This window comes from Thermosphaera sp. (genome assembly GCF_059755995.1).
Genome location: NZ_DBOUKL010000024.1, coordinates 22,012 through 45,109, shown reverse-complemented (window position 1 = coordinate 45,109; position 23,098 = coordinate 22,012). Strand labels below are relative to the sequence as shown.

The following is a 23,098-nucleotide window of genomic DNA, read 5'->3' as shown; positions in this document are numbered from 1 at the left end:
ATCACCGTATTACTCTTCAAAGGGATTTTACGATTAAACAGTAATTTAAACTCTTTTTCAAGGAGAAAGGAGGGATATAATTATTCCTGAAGAAATAAGCAGTGCTCCTCCAACAGTTCTCAGCGTCGGCTTCTCCCTGGACAGGAGCTTGACAGTTAGCTGGGATAGCACCGGGGTGAGCGCGGTGGCTACCGCAGTGGCTGAAACACCTAACTTGTTTATAGAGTAGATGAAAAGGAGCATTCCAATACTCCACCCTAAAACCCCTGTTATGAGCGAAGCCTTGATCAAAGGCTTCGAATCCCCTTTCCCAGGACCCCCTTCCACGATCAGGCCGGCGGGGATGAAGAAGACTGCTATGAACCCGAGCCTCATCACGGTGAGGGTTAAGGTGTCAGCGTATAGGAGGGCCACCTTAATCATAGATGTTGCGAGACCCCATGAAATAGAGGCAACAACAGAGTATGCAACACCCTTCACGTTAAACCTTCCCCCGTTGCCGTTTGAAGATGCTAGGACAATGCCTAGGAAGGCTGTCAAGCTGCCGGCAACAACCGGAAGCCTTAAGGGCTCGTTCAGGAAAACCGCCGCTATGAATTGGGAGACGAAGATGTACGTGTAACTTATTATCACCGCGAGGGAGCCGCCGAGGAGTTGAATAGCTTTAGTGTATGAAGCGTCCCCTATTCCGGGCCCTAGCAGAGCCGAGGCCAGAATGACTGCGAGACCAGCCTCCGTAAACCCTGGAAAGCCATGACTATTGATCAGCGCGAAAGGGATGAGTGATGCAAGAGCTGTGAGAGCCCTGAACCCGGTGAAAAGCACCGGCTTAATATGCTCCCTGTACTTAGAAATTACGGCAGGGTTCAAGCTCCACATCAGCGATGCAACTATTGGTGCGAGATAATCCACTTTAACCACCCTTCTTCATATGCATACTTATTCGCTCTTAAAGAATATACTGAAGGGACGTTTATACTTATACATTGTTTGAAATAATTGCGTGTCAAGGAATCTTACAAGATGTGAAGGATTCCACAGGAGGAAGGGTTTCTTTTAAAATTTTATAAGACGTGGAGAGGTTATTACTATCAAGTAAAAGGTGCAAATGCTTGATAGAGGTTAACAGTGTTTCAAAATCCTTTGGCAGGCTTAAAGCCCTTGACAACGTCTCATTTAAAGTGTATAACGGGGAGATAACGGGCTACGTAGGCTTGAACGGTGCTGGCAAGACCACAACTATTAGAATAGCTGTTGGAGTACTGCCCCCGGATTCCGGGGACGTGTTAATCGACGGCTTATCGGTGACGAGGGAGAAGAAAAAAGCTTCTGAAAGGATCGGGTGGGTTCCAGAGCTTCCCATTTTTGAAACAGACTTTAAGGCGCTGGACTACTACGTGTACCTAGCAGGCTACTACGGCATACCGCCTACCGAGGCGAAGAGAATGGGGAGAGAGGCTTTAGAGATGCTGGGTCTTGGAGACGCGTTGAACATGAAGCTTGCCGCTTACTCGCAGGGAATGAAGAAGCGCTTCGCCCTAGCGGTCTCACTGATCAACGACCCCCCAAACTTCATTTTCGACGAGGTTTTAAACGGCCTGGACCCTAAGGGAATAGTTTTCTTCAGAGACCTAGCCGTGAAGTTTAAGAAGCAGGGTAAGGCTGTATTATTCTCCTCACACATATTAAGCGAGGTTGAAGGAATAGCTGACAAGGTAGTATTCATCCATAAGGGCAAGATCATCGGTGTCTACATGATGAGCGAGATCGTGAACATGGCTAAACCATCCCTGATCATGAAAATTGACAGAGTTGGGGAATCCCTCAGCATTCTCGAGAAGTATGGACGGGTTGAAACCAGGGGTGAGTACGTGGTGGTCTCAGGCTTAAACGCTTCCCCAAGCGTAATCGTCAAGGAGCTCGTGGAGAGCGGCTTCAGCGTACAGGAGGTTAGGAGCGAGGAGAGAAGCCTCGAAGAATTCTTCTTCAACCTGATAAGGGGGAAGGGTGAGTGATGTGAACCCCATTTTCTACGACTTTAAAAGAGCCTTCATACGTCCAGCAACGCTAGTGACACTAACAGTTTTCATCCTGGTCGGTGTTGGGCTATCATACCTAGTATCCATCTCGCTTAGCATGGGTGCAGGATCTTCTTATCCAGCTTTCCTCGCAAAGCTTGACGTTGAAACCGGGGAGTTAACCATGCACTACAACATCTACGACTCAGAGATGAGACGAACCACAGCTAACGTCGAGGTAAACCTTCTAGTTGAGGAGAACGGGGTTTATCAAACACTGAAAACATTTGCTTTCCGGGCGGATGGCTACCATGTCGTTGAGACAACGCTGGAGTCTGACATCATAAGGTCGCTACCTGAGGATACGGGGAGGTTGCTTTTCGAAGTAAGATCATCAACGCCTTTCGGATTCAACAGTATAGTGGCACGCTTCATAAAGGGAGGCGGAGGAGCGCTCTATGCTTCCACCCCTCTTATCTACTTCTCCAGCCTCGACGGCTCGAAGTCGGTGTATTCAGCAGGCTACGTGTTTCTAAAGAATGATGAGCTAACTATTTCAATGTTGATTGAGCCACCCGGCGATGGCTTCGAGCTATACTGCACGTTTTCCACGGACACAGGTAACGCTGGGCTTGAAAAAGCATTGTTAGCCGGTAATGTTTCAACAGGGCTTAATGTTTTCAAGACCAACGCATCGGAGCTAGGCTTGAATGCTTCAACTACAACTGGAATCATGCTCTACCTTAAAAACCCCGAAGGCCTTACCTACTTGAGTAGCGCATTACCTGTAACCAGGATTCAGACAGGGATTATTCAGCGACGTATTACAAACATCGCTCTCGGCACAGCCGGGCTCGGCTTATTCTCCCAATTCTTCCCAATAGTGGTTCTATACCTCGCATACACTCTCGTCGCTAAGCCGAAGGGGATTGGGGCATTGGAGTTCCTCATAGCCCGCCCTGTTACAAGGCTAGAAGTATATGTCACGAGGTTCACGGCCGGGGTTTTAACCGCTCTAGCTTCAACAGGGGTTTTCTTCGCAGCATTCAACGCGAGCATATTCTTGCTCACCGGCTACAGTATCGAGGCGTCTTACACTGTGATACTGTTCCTAGGCGTTGCTGGATCACTCATAGCTTTCTACAGCGTCTGCTACATGCTTTCAACAGTGGCAAGCGGGGGTAAGTATCTCGCGGTCTCAATCATCCTGTACCTGTTCTTCACAATGATCATGGGGATCCTGGTATTCATACTAGCATACTTCATGCACGGTTTCACCCCCAGGCTTGTCGAGGAGCTGCAGAAACTCCAGTATACTAGCTACTACTTCAACCCCCTCGGCTTAACAAGCTTTGCAACATATTTCGTAAACAGAGCAGAATTCCCTGATATCTATGCAGAAGTCTCTGTTGTAAACCCGTACCTAGTCGTTGCCGCTGGGGCCGCTTGGACGCTGGTACCTTTCCTGCTGGGCTGGACCCTGTTCAGGAAGGCAAATCTTTCAAGATAGTTTTCATAAGAGGAAACGGGTTGCTTGGTCATGGTTGATCTTTACTCCTGGCTTAAGAACATGCAGGGCACCGAGCTTCTATACCTTGAAGATTCATATTTGAAGACGGCAACAGTTAATCTTCTCGACTATGCCTGCGATAAGCCGGGCAGGTGCTACCTTGTCTTCGATAAAACAGTGTTTCACCCGAAAACCGGGGGTCAGGGAAGCGATACCGGCTGGGTCAAAGGCGAGGGCATTAAGTTCAGGGTTGAGAAAGCCCTCATGGTTAAGAACATTGTAGCACACTACGGCAGGTTGGTTGAGGGAAACCTGCCCGTTAAAGGCTCCCAGGTGGTGCTTGAGCTAGACTGGGAGCCCCGGTACAAGACTATGAGGCTTCACACCGCAGGGCACATCTTGGACTACGCTGTGATGAAGGCTTATGGGAGAAATGTCAACACTCTCGAAGCCCAGCACACTCCCCCAGATGCCTACATAGAGTACGATGCTAGGAGTGCTTCGAAAGAGATTGTTGAGGAAGTTCTCAGGGAAGCTACGAGAATAGTGGAGGAGGCTCGGAGGGTTAAAGCCTTCTGGGTCAGCTGGGAAGAGCTTCCAGCAAGGATTTACAACGCCCCCAACCTTCAAAGACTTCCCAGGACGAGCAGGTACAGGGTAGTCGAGATTGAAGGAGTCAACGCAATCCCGTGCACGGGGACACACGTCTCTAACACAAAGGAGGTTGGAAGGATCAAAATATTGAGGCTTGAGGAAACCGTTAGAGGCTTCAAACTATACTACGATGCTGATTGAAGGAGATGGGCCCGCGGGGACTTGAACCCCGGGCCTCCGCCGTGTCAGGGCGGCGTCCTAACCAAGCTAGACGACGGGCCCCTTCCTATAATTAAGGACTCAAGTATTTTTAAACCCTACCACGCGGTCTTAAACCAGCAAGCATTGAGTGATGTAAGGTTAGGCAGAATCGCCTGCGAGCGATAATATTATTCACTACTACACGCGATTTCCAGCTAATGGAGTGTGATGTAAAGGCGAATGGGTTAGGAGTAAAAAATCATTTTGGCCTTCTAACCAACCAACCTACGAGGAATCCGACTATGAGTGTTGCAATAGCCCCGGCTATTCCTGTTGAAGTCTCAAGGATGCTTGTGGTATACGTCTCGGTCTTAGTGGATGTTGTCCACTCAGTGCTTACAACCGTTCTCGTCGTAGTCTCCGTCTGAGTCTCCGTTACAGTAGTGTATACCGCGTTGGTCACCGTGGCTGTGGTCGTCACCGTTGTAGTATTGGTTATAGTGGTGCTCACGGGAATCGTAGTGTACGAGGTCTGGACAACTGTGGTTGTAGTTGGGATCACCGTGTAGGATGTCTCCGTAACGGTTGTTGTATTCGTGATTGTTGAAGTAACCGTGGTTGGAATAGTCGTGTAAGACGTCTCTGTTACCGTTTCCGTAGTTGTCTCCGTATAGGTTTCAGTAACCGTAGTGGTCACAGTTGAGGTGACCGTCTCAGTCACAGTAGTGGTGTTTGTCTCGGTTAAAGTGGTCGTGACGGTTGTTGTCTCGGTCACGGTGGTGGTGGATGTGATGGTTTCGGTAATTGTCGTGGTTGTTGGAACGGTTGTAGTGGTTGTCACGGTCTCTGTTGTTGTCGTCGTCTCCGTGATCGGGGGGAGGTCAACGCCTATTCTGCCGAGGAACAGGTATGTGTCAGACTCGTTGGTTGCAACATTATATTCTCTGAACAGAACGGCGAATCCGTCAAACCCGTCCACTCCAACCCTTACAGGCGTCGCGTTCATGGCTGGCGTGGTTTCAAGCGTTATGGGTCCGGTGAACCCTAGGCTGCTCTCCTTAACGCCTCCAACCACTATCGAATAGGTTGTGCCGTACATTACGCTCCACGTAACAATATAATATCCCATGGGCGAGTAAGCTATCTTCACATATGCCTCATTAGACTCCTGGGTCCCAGCAATCCTGCTTAGGTTGAGCGAGGCTATTTCGCCAAGGCTCTCGATGTCGAGAATCTTGAGCACTACATCGTATCCTCCAGCACCGAAGGAGGAGTAGGCTACTGCCATGGCCGATGATCCAAGAGCGATCGAGGGATAGTGCCCCGGTCCAAGCACGATCCTTCTCAGCACTACTTCACCCCCCACCATCGCGGCCTCAGCAATGAACACGCTTCTCGAACCGTCCGAGTTGTAGGTGAACCCTGCGAAGACAACCTTATTATTTGAGACAACCACGGGGAGGAACGGTGAGTAAATAGTGTCAGTCCTAGTGATGTTGGGCGCTCTCATCGTGATTATATCGCCCAGGGTTTCATTAGCCCCTGGAGTAGGGATCACGGGTAGCGGGTACATGTTGGTCAGGTTGAAGAAGACCGGGTTCAGGTCTAACTCTCCAGGAGTTGAAGTATCGTTAACGTATAGGAAGATGAAGCCGTCCCCCAGCGGCGCTATGTTAAAGGTTATTTGAGTATATCCAAGCGTAGTGTTGGGAGGTATTAAGTAGGTTTTCACGAGTGTTTGGCTTGACAAGTCCACGATGGAGAGCATGAAGCCCCTGTACGAACCGTTGCCCATGTAGTGGGCTATGCCGAGGAGGTTGCTCACCGGGTTGTAGGCCGCAACAGGATGCTCGTCGTAAATCTTCCAGGTCTCGGCAACAGGTACGTCGGCTTCAACGCTCCCTGTCGCGGGGTCGATTAGGAAGAGCCTAAGATCCCTGTAATAGGTGGAGTTCGGGAATCTAGTGTACGCTAGCGCCAGCTTGCCTCCGGCGAGGATGAGGTAGTTGTCGATTCCCAGGTTGTCGGTGAGCAGGTTTTCTCAGCCTGCCCGGTGGCAGGGTCTATCGTGAAGAAAGTGATGTTCCCCTCGATAAAAGCTCCCTGGGTTATATTGAGTATCGAAGTATAGTATTTACCGCCGTAGTAGACCAGGTTTGGCTCTATAGTGTACGAGGCGTACGGGGTGTTGTCAACAGGGATTTTCACCCCGAGCGGGGTTTCGCTGACAAGGGGTTGATTCCTGACCTGTGTTCCAAGGGCTAGCGGCAGTATGGATGCTGTTATTAGTGTGAGAATTAGGATTATTTTCAATGCTTCATGCATTCAAACCAACCCTTAATCAATACTAACTTCTCAACGTTAATAAAGTTGAAAAGCGGAGAAGCTTGCCGAATCCCCCAATACTCACGTATGAATCTGCTAGTTAAACGCTATGGTTGAACAATTAACGATTCAATATATTAAGTTGGAAGCTGTTAATATTAGTGAGGTGTTACTTTATTGTCTAGTGGCAAACCTTCACCAGATCTCAGGCTTTACGAGAAGCTACTAATGCTGTTCCCCGGGTACAAGGGTTATAAGGAGAAAGAGCTTATCAGGGAGACCGACAGGGTTGTCAGGGATGAGCTTTACAGGAGGCTTAAGAAGAGCGTTTCAGACCTCAGAAGCTTTTACTCGCTCATAGTGTCGTCATCAGGTTCCACGCCTGTTTCAAACCGTGTTGAAAAACTCATCTACAGGCTTGACTCCCTGGCCGAGAAAACGAGGCACGCACCCTACGGGTACAGACCCCTTTTCCACGCTTTCAAGGTTGACGAGAACGTTCTGGACAAGATGCTGGAGCATGATTTAAACATGGGCGTGATAGTTGAGGAGCTGAACAAGACTACTTCAAGCAAGCCGTCGAGCATCCTGGAGGCTGAGAAGTTCCTTGCGAGTATCGAGGAGCTTTTAGGGAAGTATGAATCCCTCCTGGAGGAGAGGGAGAGGATATTGTCCGGGATTGTGAGGTGATGATGCGTGAGCAAGACTAACGTTATAGAGTGGGTTAACCCCGGCCCCGAGGATATTTTATGGGTTTACCCGTACGAGGATATTAGATGGGGCAGCGTTCTAGTAGTGCACGAGTATGAGACAGCAGTGTTCATGAGAGATGGGAAAATATACGATGTCCTACCGCCTGGTAGACATGTTTTGACGACACAGAACCTCCCGCTTCTAACAAGGGCTTTCAGGCTCGTGGCAGGCTATGGTGAAACCCCGTTCAAAGCTAGGATAATCTTCGTATCGCTGAAGCAGTTCAGAGGGAAGTTCGGGCTGTCAACAAGGGTTAAGCTGGGTCCCCGCACCCTTTACATGACGGAGCTCCAGAGCTTTGGAGAATTCTGGTACAGGGTTGCAGACCCCGTCCTCTTCCTAACACAGGTAGCCGGGGCCGTGAGGGAGCTGTCTTCAACAGTGGTTGCAGACTTTATAAGAAACTACTTCGTGGAGACGCTGATACAGGAGATCAGCAAGTACAGTGCAATAGATATCTACACCAACCTAACCCAGGTTACAAGTAGGCTGAAGGCGGGAACAATCCAGGAGGCATTCGCGCAGAGAGGGTTAGAGCTCATTGATGTTAAAATAGCCGGGATAACCCTGCCCCAGCTTGAGAGAATGGAGAAAGAGGACCCGACCTATGGACTACCCCTCCTGCTCGCAATCCAGAAGGGAGACGAGGACAAGGTGTTGGAGATTGTTAAAACAGTTGAAGTCATGAGGGCTCTTGGGAAATCACCGGCCGCAGGCTGGATGGGTGCTCTCGTAGCCATGCCGACATTAATGCAGCAGGCTATTCAGCCTACTCAGCCGCAACAGCCTCAGCAGGCACCTCCCCAGCCAGCGCCAACGCCAGCCCAGCCGCAGGAAAGCCCCCTCGTAGCCAAGCTGAGGGAGCTGAAGAAAATGCTCGACGAGGGCTTGATAACCCAGGAGGAGTACGACCAGCTGAAGAAGGAGTTGCTTGAGAAGTATAAGAAGGAGATGTAGCCGTGATATTCTTCAAAAGTGAGAGGGAAAAGTTCGAGGACGAGTTAAACAAGGCTTTCAGCGATAGAAACAAGGGAAATATAGAGGGTGCTGTGAAACACTTCCTAAACGCTTACGAGATCGCTTCCAAGTCGAACGACCCCGAGATTAACCGGAGGGCTGGGGAAACCATCTTCTACGCGACATTCTACGATGCGCTTTTGAAGAAAACCCCTGAAGCATTCTCGAAAGCCGCAGAGCAGTGTAGGAAGCTAGATCCCGCCCTCCCGTTAGATATTGGGATCGCTGCAAAGCCTACAGCGGGGGAGCTTGCGAGAGATCTCGAGCTGGCTTCAATGATCTTCAGCCTGCCTAGATTCAACATTAACGAAGCCGTGAAGATGGATGAATCGATCGCTCAGAAATACGAGGAGGTTGGCAATATTCTCCTCGGGGAAGGCTCGAGGAGGCTGATACTCGAGGACTTGCTGAACATTCACGACCCTTTAAGCTCGGTTGGCTTCAGGCTCCTAGGTTACGCGAGGATTATAAGAGCGTTGAAAATAGAGGCTGACAACCCCTCTAAAGCTGTTGAACTATACAGTGAGGCAATGGCGTATCTTCAGCAAGCGCCTCCCGAGGTTAGAAGCTTCGTGAACGATAAGCTGGGGAAGCTTTCGAAAACAACGAAGTGCTGGGTTTGTCACAGGGAGATACAGGGCGAGGAGATAAACTACATCTACATGCCGGCCTCGGTTAACAATTATATAAGGGAGAAATACGGGGGCGAGGCGTCTTTCCTCATAGCTGACGGCAAGATAGCTGTGTGCAGGGTATGCTACACCATGGTTTACAATCTCAGCGACGCGCTAGCTAAGAGATATTATGAGCTAGCAATGAAGGCTCTTCAAGAAGTCGAGGCAAGGTTGAACGCTAGGATAAGCTCGCTTGAAGTGAGAGTCTCAGCTATACGGGTTCAAGTGGGAAGAAGATAAGGCTAGGAAAGGGGAATAACATGGAGACTGTAGTGTTGCGATGCACCAATTGCGGAGCCCCTCTTCCGAAACCCCAGCAAGGAGAGGAATGGGTTAGGTGCGAATACTGCGGCTTCCTCAACAAGATAGTGGATGCCACCCGCTACATTGAAAAACTCAGAGGCGAGCTTGAGAAGTGGATTAGGGAGTTACTGCCCTCCACCGCCGTCTCGACAACTGTTGCAGATATTGCTGCTAGGCATCAAATATTCCAGAGCCTGATAAAGCCGAAGCTGTTAATGACCAGGGCTAATGTTAGGGCGAAATACCTCCAGTACTTGTCAAACCCTGTTACACCTGTTCCACCTCCCACACCGCCAGGGGAGGAGCCGAGAGCGTTTTTCGAGGAGGCGTTGAGAGTACAGGCTGTCAAGGACTTCGCAGTCTCAGAAGAGGATTCGAGATTCGTTAGTGAAACAATAATCTACGGTAACACCGCAGGATACCTCCTCAACGCTCTGCGAGCACTATCGAAGTATGATGTAAAGTCTGCTTTGAAGAATATTGAAGAAGCCTTGTCCGAAATTCCAGACGACCCTGGTTTCACGCTTGTTAAACAAAGGCTCAGCTCTATCAAGACAATGCTCGCATCTCTTGAACAGCTCTATGCCAGGAACACTTCAGCAGCACTTGACCTTGCGAAAACAGGTGTTGACCAGTACGCTTTGCTTCTCGAGAGGGTTGGGTCCTCGCCCATCCCGGAGGTTAACAGGGGTATTTTAGAAGTTGAGAAAATGGCTGCTGAATCAATATATAATTTATCAGATGCTGCTCACAAGTTCTTCACGGCTGGAAGAGATCCTTTGGAGATTGTGAGATGGGTTGAAGCATACATGAGTGTTTTCAAATGGCTGAGAGACACCTATAAGAGGCCTATCCAGGATCTTCTGGAGATAATGGTTAACCTCAAGAAGCTAGCATACGGGAAGACGGGTTCACCCGAGGTTAACGTGCTCCCTGGCAGGGGAGGCTTCTACGTTCCATTCTACGTGGTTGAGTGCAGGTTCTCGTTCGTCAAGGGCATTGTTTTCAGGAAGGGCGGGGAGTCAAGGCTCACTGTTCTAGTAGCCTCAATACCTCCATACGCTGAAAACCCAGTTCTAGACGTCCTAGGACTATACACTGGGAGAACGCCGCCTCCCGAGAAAATTGAGGAAGCACCCGGCTACTCTCTGGCTAAAGATATTGCTTCCTCAGCAAGGGTTTCAAGCATACCTGGAGAAGCCAGGGCTTTCCCCCCGTTCATATCCAGCGTGCTAGCCGAGAAGCTCGTGGACGGTTATATTGAAGCAGTAAACAACAAGTACAGGGGCAAGATAACCTTTGCATCCTCCCAGGCAGTAGGCCTGGTTTACATACCTTTCAACACGCTCGACCAGAAAACACTTGTGAACGAGAAAGGACTGGGCGTACGTCTCACAACCGAGTTAAATAACCTGTTAAAGCTAACTATATAGTAGAGTTGAATAAGTATGAGCGAATACCTCGTTCTAACCGGGTTAGCGGCAACAATGCTGTTCGCAATACTGACATTTCTGAGAATTAACATCGCTACAAGCTTCAGAGACTTCGCGGTCTTTATCGCGTCAATAATTTTAGCAATCGCTTCAACGCTTACCGTAACAGGAGGGGAAGGCGTCACACTAGCCGCGGGAATATTCCTCTACGTTAACGCGGTTTGGTTCTACGGCGTGGGAAACGCTCAGCAGTCTGCGAGAAAAGCCTTCTTCGCGCCCAGCGCACCCAGGGTGTTCATCGGATTATTATTCTTCATCATCGCCACATGGATCGCCTTCTCAGGGATTGATTTAAGAATAACCTTGATCATTCTACTAGTATCCATCCTCTTAGCAGCCTACAAGGTTAGAATGCTTGAGAAGAAGTAATTTTCAATCGTAGTGGGCCCGAGGGGATTCGAACCCCTGACCTACGGGTCACTCCCTCCAGATCTATCTCATCCCGTAAAGGTCGTCTGACCCATAGCACTGGATCTGGAGCTTCGACCGCTGGAGACATCCCCCAGCGTCCGCCGCTCTGCCTGGCTGAGCTACGGGCCCACTACCAGTCATCGAGTTCTATTATAACTTTAGGAGTCATATAAGCTTTTCCGCTTAAAACCATTTTAAGGGTTCAACGAATACTTCTTCACTTGCCGGCAGATGAAGAGGGAACCCGGGGATAGAACCCCCTCTGAACACGGTGTTGACAAGGCCCGCACAAGATGCCGGGTTGAAAAGGTGGTTGCCTTGGAGGATTGGGTAATCTACGCATTGCTAGATGCCTTCATGGCTGCGCTTGCAACGATTTTCGCTAAAATAGGGCTTCAACACGTGGACTCCCTCACCGGCACCGCCTTAAGGTCTATAGTAATGATGGTTTTTGCAGTAGCGGTCATGCTAACCTTCAGGGGAACAGGCTTCGTGTCAACCATTACTTCGAGAGAAGCACTTTTCATAGTGCTAAGCGGTGTGGCTGGAGGAGCATCATGGGTTCTCTACTTCCTGGCATTACAGAAGGGGGAGACAACACCTGTGGCCATAATTGATAAGTCCAGCCTTCTATTCGTGATAGCGTTATCAGTGATCATTCTTCACGAACAGCTTACCCTTAAGAAAGTCGTTGCGAGCGCGCTCATGATCGTTGCTATATACCTACTCGTTTTTTAGAAAACTCCTATTCCTCTCGTTTCCCTTCCTCTCCAGTTTCTATTTTAGGAGGCTTGAGCCAGAGCTCCCTCATCCTCCTCCTCTTCAAGGTGAACGTCTCATTCTCAACGTACTTGTAAACTGTTGAATGCCTCCTCCCCTGTATCAGCATTTCAATAGCTGTTTTAGCTATATTAGCTGTTTCAAAATCCCCAATGATAGCCACGTAAGGCTCGTATATCGATATGAACGCGCCGGTCATTTCCTCAAGAGTTCTCCTCGCCTTACCATCCTCGCCGATTATTCTCCCTAAAACCCTTGCCACGTGGTTAGGCTTATCTCCCACGTACTGTCTAACATCTATGACTACTAACACCTGGTCCTCATCCAGCAACCTCATAGCCCTGTCAGGACTGAAGCCGTATGCTATTGCCTTAACTATATCCCTTGCCTTCATAAGCTCGAGAGCGGTGGTTGTGGGGAGGGCTGGCTCTATCACTACGCCGCCTGTTGAAGAATCTATCGTTATAGCCGTCCTAGTCTTCTCCTCTATCTCCTTCTTCACCCGCCCGTTATCGCCTATTAAAACCCCTATTCTCTCCAAAGGTATTTTCTCGTAGAGTCTTGTAACGCCTAGGATGAACCTTCCCTTCTCCTCTCCAGACATTTAAACAACCCCTCCAAAACCTCCTCGTCACTTAAAACATTTATCTTGGCTTCATTTTTGAAAAACCTGTTAATATTTCTAACATCCCTTTCGAGAAACTCCTTCGCGTTAGGGTGTGAGTAGTCGACAGCCTGGCTTACATCTATGATTGCTATGTCGAGATCAGGCTTAACCACTATGTTGAACTCTGATAAATCCCCGTGCACGAGCCTAGCCTTGCAGACGATTTTCTCCAGCTCCTCTAAAACCAGCTTGTAAATGTTTTCCAACTCCTCTTTCTCCAGCTCCTTGTAGGCTTCCACTAGCAATGGATACCTCTTACCCTCCTCGCCCAGGAACTCCATAACTAAGACATTGTTGAGGAATGCGACAGGCTCCGGAACCTTGACCCCTGCCTCCCTCATCCTTACAAGATTCCTGTACTCCTTCCTCGTCCACGCATAGATCAGCGCTCTCGTGTCACCAGTTTTAACTCCGTGAAACCTCGGGTCTCCGACAATATACTTCAAAATCCCTTTCCTGAACTCCGCTGAGCTTGTAAGGTATATTTTAACAGCCAGCGCCCTTCCATCTGGAGCGTATCCGAGGTAAACCCTTGCTTCTTTCCCAGCACTGATCACGCCTGAAATCCGCTTTAAAACTCTTTTACGGATCAGGGAGACAACCGTTAGGACTGTGGATGTGTCGAAAACCTCCTCAACAGTCTCGTAGAGGTCCGCATCCTTGATTCTCGGCTCCCCTCCCCCTCTACGGAGAAGCCTGTCCACGTCATCGCTCATACGTATTCACTGAGAGCGTCAATGAACTCCTTGCTCAAAAAGCCCTTCTCAATAAGCTTGTTTATCTCGTTACGACCATACTTGTAAACCACTTCACCCTTATCCGGGCTGAAATCCCATAGTCCGACGAGAATTATGTCTCCCTCGTTAATCCACACTCTCTTCCTAAGCTTCCCCGGTATCCTAACCTTCCTATCCACGCCATCCATGCATTTTGCCAGCAGGTAATCCCCGCCGAGATGCCTTATGACGCCGCAGACTACTGTATCGTCCCCGGGGAACGGTGTTTCCGCTCCGGGCCCTAGACCCTGGTCCTTCTTAGGCAAAACCTAATCACTCTCCCTTATCAAATACTCCTTTTCCTCTATTGACAATAATAATACTTCATCGCCGGCTTTTAAATGAGAATAACCAGGCTTAACCGGGACCTCCTTAAGCTCCCCTGTCTCCTCGTTGAGCAAGTAGACGTAGTTCTTGTCAACACTCGTCACGACATACCTGCCGCCTAGGTGAGCCCTTGGCAACGGCTTAATCTTTCCATCCCAGTAGCCTGACACCTTTATCTGAACATGCTCTCCTGTTTCAAGAATCCTTATCTTCACCAGTCCTTTCGAAACCTCCTCGACAACGCCAACCTCACCCTGGTACTCGACCACCATGTCCTTGTGTATTGGCGGGATTCTCACGGACAGCGTTACAACACCCCTCCACTTACCCTCGTGAGCGTCGAACCGGGTTGACCTGAAGGACTCGGTTGTTGATGCCCCGTACTTCCTGCTCAGAATGCTTGAAAGCTTCCTGGCGGCAACAGGGTCTTCGAACTTGACGTCCACGCCTTCCCTCACGGTCTCAACCTCTGTGACGCTTGAAGCCAGCCCAGCCTTAACAATAAGCTCCTCAACCTCCTCAGCCAGCTTCTCGACATCTACCTCTCCCTCAACCCTTACCTGTACTAATGCTTTATGAGAACCTCCTGCCCTGGCTAAGCATGAGGGGCACGGCTTGTAGGTTATTTTAACAGGGGCTTCCAGCTCATATTCCACGGGATTGGTTTCCTTAATCAATAATTGATAGTTCAAGGTCACCCCGTGCTCGCTCGCGCTGATTTTATGGAGTGGTTTAACCACTGAAACATCTAAAACCTCTGCTTCCTCCCTGAGGAAGCGCTTAGACTCCCCTAACGCGATTCTTCTTAAAACCTCGTTTTCTTCCAAAGGATGATTCCACTCTCCCTTGTAAAACCATGCACCACACTTAGGGCAGACCGTCACCTCGAGCCTCGGCTTATCCTTGAATGGGGTGAGGTATTTAACATAGCATTCAAGACAGTGGTTTCCAATAATCTCCTCGTCCGGTACCTCTCTCCCGCAACGCACGCAGAACCTCATACGCGACACCTATAGGATTGCGAAGAAGGCTATTGGAACGCCTTGAACTACGAGAACAGCATCGGGGTGGATAAACCCCCTCTCTATTGCTGCTTTAACAATCCTCTCGCCAACCAGGTTGCCCGTTGTAGCGGTGGAGAGGATCTCCAAGGCTTCTTCAACACTTTTAAGCTCCCCCTTGTAGAAGAAAGGGTCTACTACGTATTTAATCCCCTTACCCGGGTCAACAAGGGTTTTCCCCAGGATCTCCTCGTCGCACACTGACACTACTACTTCATCATCTGAAAACCTTATGCTTACATACTCCAAGCCGGTGTATGCTTCCAGACCACCTTTCTCCTCCATCAAGACATCACGCGCTCTAGAAAACCGGTAGCGTGGTCTCCGCGCCGCAGGCCTCGCACCTCATCACGAAAACCTTGCCCTTCTTAGCGAGTTTTGTGTGAATGGCTCCGCAGGTGGGGCATTTAACGTATTTCTCAACGAAGACTTCTATAAGCTTGTTGATGACTGAGGCATTGAACTTGCCCTGCAATAGCAACTGCCCAGCCTCGTTGAGGAAGGCTGGAACACCAAGCTCCTTGACAAAGTATTTTTGAACAATATCTTTCTCCCTACCAAGAGCCTCAGCTATTTCCGAGAAATTGTGAACAATAGTTCTGCCTCCAACGATCAAAACCTCAGCCCTGGGGATTTCGAAGACCTCGCCGCTGCTCTTCTTAGACGGCAGTCTCTGAATCGCCCTGTCCAACAGCTCCTCGTAACTGTAGTCCCTGATACTCTTCAAAAACAACACCTCTCCAGGGAGATTATTGTTAAGAGGGCTATTTAACAATAATTCTGTTAATGGATGGTTTAATGAGGGTTTACGTGGAAACATACGGCTGCGCGCTCAACAGGAGCGATGAAGCCTTGATGAAGCATATTTTAACAGAGAGAGGACACTCTATCGTCGCCGATCCCTCCAGCGCTGACGTGGTAATAATCAATACTTGCACGGTTAGGCTTGACACGGAGCAACACATGTTGAAGAAAATAACCAGTCTCAGAAGACTGGTCCAGGAGAGAAACGTGAAGCTCGTGGTCGCTGGATGCCTCCCCGCTGCACAGCCATACAAGGTGTTGAAAACCGCTCCTGAAGCCAGCCTTGTCTCCCCGCAGAACTCTTCCAGAATCCATGTAGCAGTGGAATCAAGCGGGAAGGTTGTGATGCTGGATGGGGTTAGGGAAAGAGACAGGATAGGACTGTTCTTCGAGAACAGGATTGCGCCAATACCTATTCAAGAGGGATGCCTGAGCAACTGCTCCTTCTGCATAACAAGACATGCTAGAAGAGTATTAATGAGCCACACTATTGAAGCAATCGTAAAATCCATTGAGACCGCTGTAAGAATGGGCGCGGTGGAGATACAGTTGACGGGGATGGACCTGGGCACTTACGGGGTAGACCTGTACGGTAAACGGTATCTTCCTGAACTGGTTAGAAAGATTTCGACACTGCAAGGAGAGTTCAGGGTGAGAATAGGAATGATAAACCCGGAGCACCTGCCACCAATCCTTGACGAGCTGGTTGAAGCCGTCTATTCAGACCGCAGGATCTACAGGTTTCTGCACATCCCTCTCCAGTCTGGTAGCGACAAAGTGTTGAAGGCTATGAACAGGAAATATACTGTTGATGAGTACAGGGGTTTAATCAAAGAGGTGAAGCGGAAAATCAGTGACGTTAGCATTGCAACCGATATAATAGTAGGCCACCCCTTTGAGGATGAGGAAGACTTCGAGAATACTTTGAAGGTGATTAAAGAGTTAGAGTTTGAAAGAGTTCACTTCGCAGGATACAGCGTGAGACCCAACACGCTCTCAGCTGGAATGCCGAACATTCCGACACGCGCTAGAAAGGAGAGAATGCTCAGAATGCTTGAAACCGTAGAGGAGGTGGGGCTTAAGGTTAGGGAGAAATATGTTGGATCAACCCTGCCGGTGTTTGTTACAGAGTACTCTAACACATGGGTTGGCAGGCTTGACAACTACATCCCTGTCATCCTGCTGGGAGGAGGCCTGCTCGATTATGGAGTATCTGTTGAAGCGGTGATTGAAAAAGCTACTTTCTACGACCTCAGGGGCAGGGTTCGGAAAGGGATAGGTTAAACATTCTTTTAGTAAACTTTCACGAAGCGGACTTCGGGATCATACTCCTTGAATCTTCCAATCAATTCGGACATGAAATCAATGATCTCAATATGCCTGATACTAGGACCCGTGGGATGCGCTACAATCCTTATAGTAAATCTCGACGGGCCTACATGCCGTATAATGGTTCTCCTATCGTCTATCCTGAAAACTTCCGGTTTAAAGCTCTTGAACAGCTCTATCAGCTTCCGCAAGTCCTCTTCACCCGTGATCTTCAAACGAATGTCAAACACCACGGTTGGTGTCAGCGGTTTCAGCACAGCGTTATACATTACCGTGTTGGGTATCAAGTACTTCTCGCCAAAGACGTCTTCGATCTCGCAGTATGACGATGAAATCTTCGCCACCCTCCCGTAAACCGGCTCTTTGAAACCGGGCAGTACTATTTCAAAATACTTGCCCATGATTTTCTTATCCATTTGAAGTGATAGGTAGGCGATAAACCCTCTTATCTTATCGATAAGCATGAAGACTAAGACAAGGGCCAGCCCCGCTATCGCTATAAGAGCCGTGTGTACTTCTATGAACTGGGCTACCAGGACGAGGAAGGATATAACTATGATTGAAATATCCAGAATCCTCAAAACTGTTTCCTTACCCGTGACTGAGATCGTGCCTCGCATTGCCAGGGAGTCGAGGAGTTTTTTGAAAAGCACTCTAACAATGACTAGTGTGAGAACTATGATTATTGGGACCTCGAGCTTAGACAGTAAGTCCTGGATGAGGCTTGGCTCAGCCATGATTACCCCTTTATGTGGCTTATAAAATCACTTCCCGTAGCCATTATCACCAAGATATCTCCGGGTTTTAAAACATCGTCTTCAGAAGGCACTTTAAACCTGGTGCCATCAAACATAAGTATGATCCTGCCTACCTCCTCACTCATTTCAAGATCCTTAATCCTGGACCCTGCTGCCCTATCCCCTTCCGCAACCCCTACGACATATAGGTCGAAAGATCCAAGCTTTCCCAGTAGAACAGGTGTCAGGACCGATGACATGTAGTCTGCTACAATGCTCGCCAAGATCTTAGGCTGCGTTATAGGGATTCCGAGCTGGAGCTCCCGAACCAGCTCGCCAATCTTCTCCTCGGCAAACCTCCCGATCCTGATAGGTACATTGTAGATTTTCGCTATTGCGAGGACCAACATGTTTATTTCATCACTATTGGTTAAGGCTAGGACAGCATTTATCTCGTCCATCTTCACCTCTCGAGCGTAAACGTCAACGTCCGTAGCACTCTTATTGATCACCAGGACATCGTACTTTGACTCCAGCTCTCTTTTCCGCGCCTCATCCTTCTCTATAACTATGATCTCGTTTTCCCTAGGGTTCAGCATTTTAATTAAGTTCTCAGCGAACTCGCCGCCACCGGCTATGAGTATTTTCATGAAAAACCCTCAGCTAACACTGCTCCAAGGTATTTTATTATTGGTGAACTATCTTAATAATTTAATAGTTTTCCTGCCCAGGATCCAGCCTACAAGCATGAGGAGTGGGAGATACTCCAGCCTTCCTAGAACCATCAGTAAGATTAAAACAGCTTTAACCCCGGGGGGCGCCGTGGCAGATGCGATCCCTGTGGATAATCCCACACAGCTCGCGGCCGATGCTGATTCAAACAACGCGTCGGCATAGTCGAAGCCTGGGAGCATGAGTTTTATAAGCATGGCCCCTGTGAAGACTGCTGTGAAATGTGTTAAAGCCAGTAAGAGTGCGGAAACCACTTCCGAGTCGTCCATCACGTTTTCCCCTAGCCTAATCCTTGTCTCAGCCCTCCCACCTGTTACAATGCTTATTGACGCAGCCTTAAGCTTCTTCAAAATTATGAGAAACCTGAGCACTTTAATGCCTCCCCCGGTTGCAAAGGTCATCCCTCCAATAAGCATTGAGAAGGTGAGGGTAAGCTTCGTAGCGTATGGAAGTTGGTTGATCGCGCCGATGTTGAAGCCTGTTGTAGTCATCGCGGAGATCGCGTTGAAAACCCCGGAGACTATTGTTTCAGAAATGTTTGATGAAACGTTATTGGAGGAAAGCATGGATGCAGATGTGATGGCGGAGAAGAACAGTAAGAGAACTATATAGAGCTTGAACTCCTCGTTACGGGCAACCTCCCCCACATCCCCTCTTAAAAGCTTGTCGAGAAGGAGGAAGTTTGTCGCCCCAAGCACCATTACAATGATTAATGGAATAGAAGTTAAGGGTGCAGCTCTGTAGATGAAGTCGTAGTTAGCATCGTAGTTGCTCATACCGCCGGTGGCTATTCCGGTCATCGAGTGCGTTACAGCGTCGAAAATGTTCATGCCCGAGTAGTAGAGCATGAGGGCTCCGGCGAGCGTTAAAACTATGTAGATGTTGAAAAGTCTTCGCGCGGTTCGATACATTGAAGCCTCTATCCTAACCGGTCTCTCAACACCATACATGAGTAGCCCATACCTGTAGAAGAAAGGGAACAATACCATTGCGAAAACAACGAACCCCAGCTCCCCGACCCACTGCATTAAAGCCCTCCAGAACAGTATGCTAGGCTTCAACTTCTCAAGCCCTGTGAGAACCGTTAACCCGGTTCCGGTAAACCCTGAGACGCTTTCAAAGAACGCATCGTACAATGGTATTGAAAGCTCAATAGACAACGGTATTGCGGAGATCGCGGGTAGAAGAGTCCACGCTAGAGTAGAGGAGAGAACTGCTTCAATAAATGACAAGCCCTCCTGTGTCTGTATTCTCGAAAGCAGGAAACCCCCTATCATGAGGATGATTGAGAATGCGAGAAACCCTGCCGAAACCTGCTCACCGTACGCTAAATCTATCAGGGGCACAGAGGTCATAAGTGCGCCCAGCAGGGACATGAGAGCTCCCGTGGTTTTCAGAACATTAAGGCCCCGTAGCTCAACCATACGCGCTAACCATTCATAGTATACACCTCATATTGTAAAAAACGTTTTGTTGATTGAACTGTTATCAACCGGTGAGGAGTGTTATCATCGGCATGAAGGCTATCAACACTATGGAGGACAATAGCGTTAAAACCAGGCCAACCTTAGCCATCTCATAGTTCTTGAAGTATCCGTAGGAGTAGGCGATAGCGTTCGGGGGAGTGTTGGCTGGTAGGAGGAAGGCGAAGCATGATGCTACACCAGCTACAATGCCCGTGAACCTTGCATCCATGCCTAGGGATCCTGCTATCGCTATTGCGATTGGGACGAATGCTGACGAGGTGGCTGTTATACTGCAAAATACTGTTACACTGAACCCTGCCACCAACGCTATTACGATGTTGACAAGATAAGGTGATGCCCCGGCCAGCCCTGTCGCTATAGCGTCTGCAAGCATTTTAACAATCCCGGTTTCCCTCAGACCTCCACCCAATGCCAGCCCTCCGGCGACGAGGAATAAAACACCCCAGTCAGCCTCTCGCGAAACCTCATCCCATGACAGTGTTCCAACCCCAGGTATCAGGTAGAGTATGATGATTATCAAGGAGGCTATGTAGGTCCAGTTAGGGAGAATAGGGTAGAACGAGTCCATAAGCCATAGAACCACTGCTACTCCGAAAATTGCCAGGGTTGTCTTCTGCTGTTTGTTCAGTTTTCCAATCTTAGCTAGCTCTCCTTCAACAATGCTTTTGCCTCCCGGGATTGTTTTGACCTCCGGAGGATAAAACAGTGTGAGGAGTTTCCATGCAATAATCGTTAATGCTAAGGCTATTGGAACACCCCACGCCATCCACATGGCAAAAGTGATGTCATACCCTGTTGCTTCCTTAACATTCCTGATAGTAATGGGTACCGGAGGAGTCCCGACAGGTGTGCCTATCCCGCCGATAGTTGCCGCGTATGCAACACCGATCATCATTATCTTCCCCGCATTGCTCCTCCCCTTCTCCGCCCTTATCAGCTCCAGCATACCCACGGCTACAGGCGCCATTATTGCCGCCGCAGCCGTGTTAGGAATCCACATTGAGAGAAGGGCTGTGGCAAGCATCATGCCGAGGACTATCCTATCGGTTTGCTCACCCATGAATGAAAGAATCTTAAGGCTTAGAAGACGATCCAGCTGGTACTTTGAGAGAGCAATGGATATTACTAACCCGGCTAGGATCAGCATGTTGACATCGGACGCTATGTAGGACAATCCCTTCGCTAGAGGGAATACGCCGAAGACTATTTCCAGAAGGATTATAATTATGCCTGTAACAGGTATGGGCACGCACTCCGTGACCCAGTAGGCTATTGCCAATATGGAAATGCCTATCATTGCTTTCTGTTGCAGTGTGAGATCTCCGAGCGGAGAGTACGCTACTATACCAACCAGTGCAAGCATCGCAACAGTCACAGCCAGTTTCCACTTATTATTCATAAGCATCCCTTAAGGGAACCAAGAATATTGGAAGGGTTGCGTGAAAATAAAAATATAACTCTAACTAAGCAACGGTCTCAGCGTATTTCCCGCTCAACCACTCATCTTCATCTGCTCCTCGAGGCTCCTCGCCATCTTGGACGCGTCCTCCCTGCTGAACAACCCCATATCTGATAAGCGAGTTAAACACACCTCAACCCTCTCTGGGGTAGTGTTGGCCAATAGGTTTTTAGCACTAACCTCCGGCTTCATCTCCTCCTTGTCAAGCACTTGTTTAACCCAGGAGAAGTAGTTAGCGATTCCCTCGTTAATGTAGTGGATGAGTCTTGGCCCAAGCATTCCACCAGGCTCCAGGACCACTATTGTCGTAATACTTGAACGAGCAGTTCCATCCGAAACATACGAGGTGTATACAAGGGGGATTAAATGTATCTCCTCACTCTTCGACGGCGCGTTAATGCTGATTTCTTCAATCCTTCTCCCAGCCTTGACAAGCCCCTCTACGTACTCCTGGAGACTACTCCTAATAGCGTCAAACCTCTTACCAGCCTCCTGGATCAATGCTTCCACCTCTTTCTGAACCGCTTCCCTCTCGCTGAGAATCGACCTAACCTTGTTATTCTCCGCTTCTACAAGCTCGCTATACTTTTTCTCAACCCTTCTAACCTCGTAATCATACGATTCCTTAGCGTTCTCAAGCTCCTTCTCAAGATTCTTCAACGTCTTCTTCTGGTCGTTAAGCCTCTTCTTCAAATCCGAGGTGTCCTTGCCGTACTCCTTCGCCTTTTCCAGCTCCTCCTCAAGCCTCCTAACGTTTTCACGAGTCTCAACTATCCTTTTCTCAACAGTCTCAATATTAGGTAGATATCTTTCTTTTACCGCGGAAAGCTCCTCATCCTTCTTTCTCTTCAATTCTTCAATAGCCTTGGCAACGGCTTGCTTTGTCTCCTCAATCTTCTTATCCATAATTCTCAACTTCTCATCATACTCCTTCGAAATATCCTTCTTCCATTCCTCTAGAAGCTCTCTAACCTTTTCCAACAGTTTGTTAACGTAGTCTACGAGTTCATCTACTTCGCTCATAACCTTTCTTATCCTACTGGCAACCTCCTCGTGATCAACTGAGGGGAAAGGTATTTCTATGAACGGGACGTTGTAGGTTGTCTCCATCCCTATTAGCGGCTTCAACCCTTGCAGTAAACCCGGGTCTGAGACCACGTTGTCAAGCTCTACAACCTTTTTCCGCACCCCCGACCTAGCGCCCGCCACGTCCTGGGCAAGCCTGCTTAGCTTTACCAGTCCGTCGAGAAAGCTCTTCCCGGTCATTGCTGAAAGCTCTTGCAACGCGGAGTCCAGTAGGTTCTTATCCACCACGTTATACTGTATGGTTAGCCTGCTACTCCTGAGCGGGTCTATTAGGACGGCCATCCCCTTCGAGGTCGGCTTGACAAGGAGCGGGTAGAGAACGAGCGCGACCGCGCTGATCCTCTCCCCCTTCCTCCTTAGGAATCCGGGCTTTTTCCTAAGCTTCTCCGAATAGTAAAGTGCGAAGCCGATGACCTCGTCATCCCCCAGTTTCTGGTAGGCTTCACCCGTGTGCTTGAGGAGGAATGGCATATATCTCTTCGGAAAAACATTGACGTTAGAACTCATAACTCCCACTAAAGTAAGTTTATGTCACAAAGATCCTATTAAAAGCT

At 48.9% G+C, this 23,098-nt stretch carries 24 protein-coding genes and 2 tRNA genes; 10 read left to right on the top strand and 16 right to left on the bottom strand.

The window, feature by feature from the left end; all coding sequences use genetic code 11:
- Positions 1-57: 57 nt before the first annotated feature.
- Positions 58-912: a DMT family transporter gene (locus AC3OH0_RS02825; protein WP_498344692.1), complete on the bottom strand. Its 855-nt coding sequence runs from the start codon at positions 910-912 to the stop codon at positions 58-60.
- 200 nt (positions 913-1,112) lie between these two features.
- Between AC3OH0_RS02825 and AC3OH0_RS02820 the strand changes: the two genes are divergently transcribed.
- The 3 genes from AC3OH0_RS02820 to AC3OH0_RS02810 are packed head-to-tail and all read left to right on the top strand — an operon-like array spanning position 1,113 to position 4,323.
- Positions 1,113-2,015, top strand: coding sequence for an ABC transporter ATP-binding protein (locus tag AC3OH0_RS02820; protein WP_498344691.1), 903 nt, complete (start codon positions 1,113-1,115; stop codon positions 2,013-2,015).
- 1 nt (position 2,016) lies between these two features.
- A complete protein-coding gene (locus tag AC3OH0_RS02815; protein WP_498344690.1) occupies positions 2,017-3,528 on the top strand; it encodes an ABC transporter permease in 1,512 nt (503 codons plus the stop codon).
- Between the two features lie 30 nt (positions 3,529-3,558).
- Positions 3,559-4,323 (top strand): alanyl-tRNA editing protein, encoded by a 765-nt coding sequence (locus AC3OH0_RS02810; RefSeq protein ID WP_498344689.1) that lies wholly within the window; start codon positions 3,559-3,561, stop codon positions 4,321-4,323.
- Positions 4,324-4,329: 6 nt separating this feature from the next.
- Here the strand turns inward: AC3OH0_RS02810 and AC3OH0_RS02805 are convergent.
- The 3 genes from AC3OH0_RS02805 to AC3OH0_RS02795 form a co-directional block, all read right to left on the bottom strand.
- A tRNA-Val gene (locus AC3OH0_RS02805) sits at positions 4,330-4,404 on the bottom strand.
- Positions 4,405-4,582: 178 nt separating this feature from the next.
- Positions 4,583-6,148, bottom strand: a complete 1,566-nt coding sequence (locus AC3OH0_RS02800; RefSeq protein ID WP_498344688.1) for a hypothetical protein — start codon at positions 6,146-6,148, stop codon at positions 4,583-4,585.
- 146 nt (positions 6,149-6,294) lie between these two features.
- Positions 6,295-6,648, bottom strand: a complete 354-nt coding sequence (locus AC3OH0_RS02795; RefSeq protein ID WP_498344687.1) for a hypothetical protein — start codon at positions 6,646-6,648, stop codon at positions 6,295-6,297.
- 177 nt (positions 6,649-6,825) lie between these two features.
- Between AC3OH0_RS02795 and AC3OH0_RS02790 the strand changes: the two genes are divergently transcribed.
- Genes AC3OH0_RS02790 through AC3OH0_RS02770 form a run of 5 tightly spaced genes read left to right on the top strand, consistent with a single transcriptional unit; the run spans position 6,826 to position 11,257 of the window.
- Positions 6,826-7,338, top strand: a complete 513-nt coding sequence (locus AC3OH0_RS02790) for a hypothetical protein (protein ID WP_498344686.1) — start codon at positions 6,826-6,828, stop codon at positions 7,336-7,338.
- A 6-nt stretch (positions 7,339-7,344) separates the two neighbouring features.
- Positions 7,345-8,358: an SPFH domain-containing protein gene (locus AC3OH0_RS02785; RefSeq protein ID WP_193436627.1), complete on the top strand. Its 1,014-nt coding sequence runs from the start codon at positions 7,345-7,347 to the stop codon at positions 8,356-8,358.
- Between the two features lie 2 nt (positions 8,359-8,360).
- A complete protein-coding gene (locus AC3OH0_RS02780; protein WP_498344685.1) occupies positions 8,361-9,332 on the top strand; it encodes a hypothetical protein in 972 nt (323 codons plus the stop codon).
- 20 nt (positions 9,333-9,352) lie between these two features.
- Complete coding sequence (locus AC3OH0_RS02775; RefSeq protein ID WP_498344684.1) at positions 9,353-10,828, top strand: TFIIB-type zinc ribbon-containing protein; 1,476 nt, start codon at positions 9,353-9,355, stop codon at positions 10,826-10,828.
- Positions 10,829-10,843: 15 nt separating this feature from the next.
- Positions 10,844-11,257, top strand: coding sequence for a hypothetical protein (locus AC3OH0_RS02770; protein ID WP_498344683.1), 414 nt, complete (start codon positions 10,844-10,846; stop codon positions 11,255-11,257).
- Positions 11,258-11,270: 13 nt separating this feature from the next.
- Here AC3OH0_RS02770 and AC3OH0_RS02765 read toward each other — a convergent pair.
- A tRNA-Trp gene (locus AC3OH0_RS02765) sits at positions 11,271-11,428 on the bottom strand.
- 189 nt (positions 11,429-11,617) lie between these two features.
- On the opposite strand from AC3OH0_RS02765, the gene AC3OH0_RS02760 reads away from it, so the two are divergent.
- The gene (locus AC3OH0_RS02760; RefSeq protein ID WP_498344682.1) at positions 11,618-12,037 is read left to right on the top strand and encodes an EamA family transporter; all 420 of its coding nucleotides are present in this window, start codon (positions 11,618-11,620) and stop codon (positions 12,035-12,037) included.
- A 7-nt stretch (positions 12,038-12,044) separates the two neighbouring features.
- Here the strand turns inward: AC3OH0_RS02760 and AC3OH0_RS02755 are convergent, their stop codons facing one another.
- The 6 genes from AC3OH0_RS02755 to AC3OH0_RS02730 are packed head-to-tail and all read right to left on the bottom strand — an operon-like array spanning position 12,045 to position 15,646.
- On the bottom strand, positions 12,045-12,683 hold the full coding sequence (locus AC3OH0_RS02755) for a KH domain-containing protein (protein WP_498344681.1): 639 nt from the start codon (positions 12,681-12,683) through the stop codon (positions 12,045-12,047).
- Complete coding sequence (locus AC3OH0_RS02750) at positions 12,650-13,462, bottom strand: serine protein kinase RIO (RefSeq protein WP_498344680.1); 813 nt, start codon at positions 13,460-13,462, stop codon at positions 12,650-12,652. The genes AC3OH0_RS02755 and AC3OH0_RS02750 overlap by 34 nt, the downstream gene beginning before the upstream one ends.
- Positions 13,459-13,788 carry a translation initiation factor aIF-1A gene (locus AC3OH0_RS02745; RefSeq protein ID WP_193436621.1) on the bottom strand — a complete coding sequence of 110 codons (330 nt, stop codon included), beginning with the start codon at positions 13,786-13,788 and terminating at the stop codon, positions 13,459-13,461. The genes AC3OH0_RS02750 and AC3OH0_RS02745 overlap by 4 nt, the downstream gene beginning before the upstream one ends.
- A gap of 3 nt (positions 13,789-13,791) precedes the next feature.
- Entirely contained in the window at positions 13,792-14,850 is a 1,059-nt protein-coding gene (locus tag AC3OH0_RS02740) for a 60S ribosomal export protein NMD3 (RefSeq protein ID WP_498344679.1), read from the bottom strand.
- A 9-nt stretch (positions 14,851-14,859) separates the two neighbouring features.
- A complete protein-coding gene (locus AC3OH0_RS02735; RefSeq protein WP_498344678.1) occupies positions 14,860-15,195 on the bottom strand; it encodes a DUF424 domain-containing protein in 336 nt (111 codons plus the stop codon).
- A gap of 16 nt (positions 15,196-15,211) precedes the next feature.
- Positions 15,212-15,646 (bottom strand): translation initiation factor IF-2 subunit beta, encoded by a 435-nt coding sequence (locus AC3OH0_RS02730; RefSeq protein ID WP_498344677.1) that lies wholly within the window; start codon positions 15,644-15,646, stop codon positions 15,212-15,214.
- Positions 15,647-15,708: 62 nt separating this feature from the next.
- Between AC3OH0_RS02730 and AC3OH0_RS02725 the strand changes: the two genes are divergently transcribed.
- A complete protein-coding gene (locus AC3OH0_RS02725; protein WP_498344676.1) occupies positions 15,709-16,998 on the top strand; it encodes a tRNA (N(6)-L-threonylcarbamoyladenosine(37)-C(2))-methylthiotransferase in 1,290 nt (429 codons plus the stop codon).
- 8 nt (positions 16,999-17,006) lie between these two features.
- Here the strand turns inward: AC3OH0_RS02725 and AC3OH0_RS02720 are convergent, their stop codons facing one another.
- The 5 genes from AC3OH0_RS02720 to AC3OH0_RS02700 all read right to left on the bottom strand — a co-directional run bounded on the left by AC3OH0_RS02720 (position 17,007) and on the right by AC3OH0_RS02700 (position 23,051).
- A complete protein-coding gene (locus tag AC3OH0_RS02720; protein WP_498344675.1) occupies positions 17,007-17,780 on the bottom strand; it encodes a hypothetical protein in 774 nt (257 codons plus the stop codon).
- A 2-nt stretch (positions 17,781-17,782) separates the two neighbouring features.
- Positions 17,783-18,430 carry a potassium channel family protein gene (locus AC3OH0_RS02715; RefSeq protein WP_498344674.1) on the bottom strand — a complete coding sequence of 216 codons (648 nt, stop codon included), beginning with the start codon at positions 18,428-18,430 and terminating at the stop codon, positions 17,783-17,785.
- 48 nt (positions 18,431-18,478) lie between these two features.
- Entirely contained in the window at positions 18,479-19,936 is a 1,458-nt protein-coding gene (locus AC3OH0_RS02710) for a TrkH family potassium uptake protein (RefSeq protein WP_498344673.1), read from the bottom strand.
- A gap of 64 nt (positions 19,937-20,000) precedes the next feature.
- A complete protein-coding gene (locus tag AC3OH0_RS02705) occupies positions 20,001-21,398 on the bottom strand; it encodes an SLC13 family permease (protein WP_193436614.1) in 1,398 nt (465 codons plus the stop codon).
- Between the two features lie 93 nt (positions 21,399-21,491).
- Positions 21,492-23,051 (bottom strand): hypothetical protein, encoded by a 1,560-nt coding sequence (locus AC3OH0_RS02700; protein WP_498344672.1) that lies wholly within the window; start codon positions 23,049-23,051, stop codon positions 21,492-21,494.
- Positions 23,052-23,098: the final 47 nt, after the last annotated feature.

What these genes read in the sequence shown, in the direction of transcription:
- AC3OH0_RS02810 (WP_498344689.1), top strand. Translation starts at nt 3,559, where the DNA reads ATGGTTGATCTTTACTCCTGGCTTAAGAACATGCAGGGCACCGAGCTT.
- AC3OH0_RS02795 (WP_498344687.1), bottom strand. Translation starts at nt 6,648, where the DNA reads ATGCATGAAGCATTGAAAATAATCCTAATTCTCACACTAATAACAGCA.
- AC3OH0_RS02775 (WP_498344684.1), top strand. Translation starts at nt 9,353, where the DNA reads ATGGAGACTGTAGTGTTGCGATGCACCAATTGCGGAGCCCCTCTTCCG.
- AC3OH0_RS02770 (WP_498344683.1), top strand. Translation starts at nt 10,844, where the DNA reads ATGAGCGAATACCTCGTTCTAACCGGGTTAGCGGCAACAATGCTGTTC.
- AC3OH0_RS02755 (WP_498344681.1), bottom strand. Translation starts at nt 12,683, where the DNA reads ATGTCTGGAGAGGAGAAGGGAAGGTTCATCCTAGGCGTTACAAGACTC.
- AC3OH0_RS02750 (WP_498344680.1), bottom strand. Translation starts at nt 13,462, where the DNA reads ATGAGCGATGACGTGGACAGGCTTCTCCGTAGAGGGGGAGGGGAGCCG.
- AC3OH0_RS02740 (WP_498344679.1), bottom strand. Translation starts at nt 14,850, where the DNA reads ATGAGGTTCTGCGTGCGTTGCGGGAGAGAGGTACCGGACGAGGAGATT.
- AC3OH0_RS02735 (WP_498344678.1), bottom strand. Translation starts at nt 15,195, where the DNA reads ATGGAGGAGAAAGGTGGTCTGGAAGCATACACCGGCTTGGAGTATGTA.
- AC3OH0_RS02725 (WP_498344676.1), top strand. Translation starts at nt 15,709, where the DNA reads ATGAGGGTTTACGTGGAAACATACGGCTGCGCGCTCAACAGGAGCGAT.
- AC3OH0_RS02720 (WP_498344675.1), bottom strand. Translation starts at nt 17,780, where the DNA reads ATGGCTGAGCCAAGCCTCATCCAGGACTTACTGTCTAAGCTCGAGGTC.
- AC3OH0_RS02715 (WP_498344674.1), bottom strand. Translation starts at nt 18,430, where the DNA reads ATGAAAATACTCATAGCCGGTGGCGGCGAGTTCGCTGAGAACTTAATT.
- AC3OH0_RS02710 (WP_498344673.1), bottom strand. Translation starts at nt 19,936, where the DNA reads ATGGTTGAGCTACGGGGCCTTAATGTTCTGAAAACCACGGGAGCTCTC.
- AC3OH0_RS02705 (WP_193436614.1), bottom strand. Translation starts at nt 21,398, where the DNA reads ATGAATAATAAGTGGAAACTGGCTGTGACTGTTGCGATGCTTGCACTG.
- AC3OH0_RS02700 (WP_498344672.1), bottom strand. Translation starts at nt 23,051, where the DNA reads ATGAGTTCTAACGTCAATGTTTTTCCGAAGAGATATATGCCATTCCTC.